This window comes from Streptococcus oralis, assembly GCF_001578945.1.
GTDB lineage: Bacteria > Bacillota > Bacilli > Lactobacillales > Streptococcaceae > Streptococcus > Streptococcus oralis_Q.
This window is the reverse complement of sequence record NZ_KQ969557.1, coordinates 55,601-58,568: the sequence shown is the minus strand read 5'-3', so window position 1 is coordinate 58,568 and position 2,968 is coordinate 55,601. Positions and strand designations below refer to the sequence as shown.

The window sequence follows — 2,968 nt, the reverse complement described above, 5'->3', positions numbered from 1 at the left end:
CATTGAGATCCTGATTATCTTTTTTGTTCACCACACGGTTGGCGGCATCGTAGCTGTACTCTGTTACCAAACCACTAGAATGCGTCTGCTTGATGAGACGATCAAGGGTGTCGTATTCTTGCTTTACAGTGGTTCCGTCTGGAAGAGTCACTTCCTCCAGTTGAGCCGTTGAGGTATAGGTCATCGTAGTGACATTGCCATTAGCATCGGTAACCTGAATCGGATAGCCCAGTTCATTATAGGTGTACTGAGTCTTGCCACCCAAGGCATCTGTCAACTCAGTCAACTGTTCCATCTGATTGTAGGCCATCGTAGCTTTATTGCCTAAACCATCTGTAATACTGGAAACTTGATTTTGACCTGTATAAGTCGTGCTAGCAGTATAGCCTGCCGCATCTGTTAGGCTATTTTGATTGCCATTGGCATCATAGGTCATGCTGGTGCGGTGACCCAAGGCATTGGTCGTTGCGATTAGGCGCCCTGCCTTGCTGTATTCATAAGTCGTTTCTTTTGATAAATTGCAATAAAAAGTACAACATTTTTAAAGCTCATCTCTGAGTGCTTCAAAAGCTGTTTTGGAACTCAAGCATTTTCTGAGGCAATGATTCATAGCCAGCAAGGTCTCGCTTAGCGCTTTTTCAGTAATGGTTGCCAAATCGGTTTTCTTACGAAAAAACTCACGAAATGAACTGTCTTTAGTATTTATAAAGTGTGTGAATCCAAATTACTTTTAGACTGCTAGGCGTCACCGCACTATCTTATTGGTGCTTTTTCTTTCCCCTAAATTCTTGTTAAACTGAACCTACCTCTGCTACAATGGCAAGGCTAAGTTAAACAAGGAGATAATTGTGACCAAATACTACATCAATAAATTCAAGGATCTACGGGAAATCAAAATCGGCTATGCTCGTGTCAGCTCCACGGACAACCGCCAAGAGTTAGGCCTAGAGGTTCAGAAAGAAGCTCTGAAGTCTTGTGATATACTTTTTATCGAAAAAGAATCAGGATCTCAAGATAACAGAGTTCAGTTGCTTAAGGCTTTAAAACTAGCTAAAGAACTTAAGCGAATCAACAAACAGGTATCGCTAGTCGTTTATAAGTTAGATAGACTAACTAGAAAAATGTTTACTCTAGTAAATATATTGGACGACCTAACTATTTATGATATTCAATTAATCAGCCTGAAAGAAAATATCGTGACAGACTCGCTAACTGGCAAATTACTGGTTGTCATTCTAGGATATGTCGCAGAGATGGAACTAGAAGCTATACGCTCCAGAACTAAAGACGGTTTACGTAAAGCCAAAGAACGAGGTGTCAAACTGGGTAATAAAGGAATTTCTAAAACCAAGGAAAAAGAAGTTATTCAACTTTATCAACAGTCAAATCTAACGGTCAAAGAAATTTCCCAAATGTCCAACATATCCACGGCCACCCTTTATAATATTTTAAAGCGCAATAACATACAAACAAAATCAAAAAATATCCTCTAGGCGCTTGCATTTATGAGATAAAATGGTAGAATAAAACTGTCAAAACATTCTAGCAGACGAACGTTTGTTAGAATTCTCAAAGATTGAAAAATTCATTTTCTAAATGCTGGTTTAATCAGGTTTTATGCCTTTTTGAAGCTAGCATTTTTTGTTTTTTAAGCGTTCTATTTGATGTTCGTCCATTAGAATCCATCAAATGACTTGTAGCAGAGGTTATTTGAGGGAGAAAAAGTTTAGACTTTCAAAAACAAAAAACGGAGGAAAAACAAATGAAAAATATTGCTAAATACGGAATCGTATTGCTTTCAGTAGCTGTTCTAGGAGCAACTACTACCGTTTCAATGACAGTTTCTGCTGATGATGGAGCTCCTGCTACTGAAACTGTAGCTCCTGCTGTTTCTAAAGTGAAAGTAGGAATCTTTTACGGGGTTAATAGTCAAAATCCCGTAAAAGAGTGGAGTATTGAACTAAAGGAAGGTGAAAGCTATACGACCGAAGCACCTTCCATAAAGGGCTACAAGTTCGTACTGGGTGCCCATTACGATGGTAGTCAAGTTCGCGAATTCCACACAAAGACATATACTATTAAATATATGTCTTTCCAAGGTCTACCAGAAAATCAGACCTTGGCGTTCTATTATGAACCTGAAAACCCTGGACAACCTGAGAAACCAGCTGAGCCGGAAAAACCAGCTCCGAACCCAGAGCAACCAGAAAAACCAACCCCAGCTCAGACCCAGAAATTTAATATTAATTACTGGGCTCTCAGAGGAGGAGAAGGAGCGAACGATCTTGGAACCGATACTGTAGAACTCTCACCAGGTGAGACCTATACAGTCCAGAAAAAAGATTTCCCTGGATATGAGTTCCAGGTGGCAGCAATAGACAACGGTGCTGCTATAGCTACCGATGTTGAATTACCGTACACTTTAAAGTACGGTGATAAAAACCAAGGGATTGATCTTATATACAAGAAAAAATCCCAAAAACCAGCTGACCCTCAAAAGCCAGGACCAACACCTAAGCCAACGCCTGAGCCAACTCCGCAGCCTACGCCAAATCCAAGCGACAACGGTAATAGTAATAACCAAGGTAACAAATCCAATCCGAGCGATAACAAACCTAGTGACAATGGAAATGGTAAGTCTGAAAACCCAACAGATAATCAAAATCCTGCTAAAAACGGTAACGATTCAACTCCATTCGACAATGGTGAAAAACAAAATAATTCAAATCAAGGGGATAATAACAGGGATACAACCATGCAATCTGAAACTAATAAATCTAATGAAACTACAAAAAACAAACTCCCAAATACTGGTGAAGCTGTTTCTAGCCTAGGATTCCTAGCTGTAGGACTCCTTTCTAGTTTAGGTTTAACTAAGAAACGCTATAAAGGAAGACACGAACGTCACTAATGTTTACAGTTTTGAAAAGATTATTATAGATAAATAAAATCTGTTTATAGTCTTATA

General features: G+C 39.2%; 3 protein-coding genes. 2 read left to right on the top strand and 1 reads right to left on the bottom strand.

Annotated elements, in window-relative coordinates; translation table 11 throughout:
• Positions 1-436, bottom strand: a 436-nt coding sequence (locus tag SORDD16_RS09485; protein ID WP_241734058.1) for a hypothetical protein, incomplete at its 3' end; no start/stop codon positions are given.
• Between the two features lie 412 nt (positions 437-848).
• Between SORDD16_RS09485 and SORDD16_RS09480 the strand changes: the two genes are divergently transcribed.
• Both SORDD16_RS09480 and SORDD16_RS09475 read left to right on the top strand, forming a co-directional pair.
• Positions 849-1,493, top strand: coding sequence for a recombinase family protein (locus SORDD16_RS09480; RefSeq protein ID WP_061453256.1), 645 nt, complete (start codon positions 849-851; stop codon positions 1,491-1,493).
• 269 nt (positions 1,494-1,762) lie between these two features.
• Positions 1,763-2,911 (top strand): MucBP domain-containing protein, encoded by a 1,149-nt coding sequence (locus SORDD16_RS09475; protein ID WP_061453255.1) that lies wholly within the window; start codon positions 1,763-1,765, stop codon positions 2,909-2,911.
• The last annotated feature ends 57 nt before the right edge of the window (positions 2,912-2,968 follow it).

Bases quoted from the DNA above. Each gene is read 5' to 3' on its own strand.
- SORDD16_RS09475 (WP_061453255.1), top strand. From the start codon at position 1,763: ATGAAAAATATTGCTAAATACGGAATCGTATTGCTTTCAGTAGCTGTT.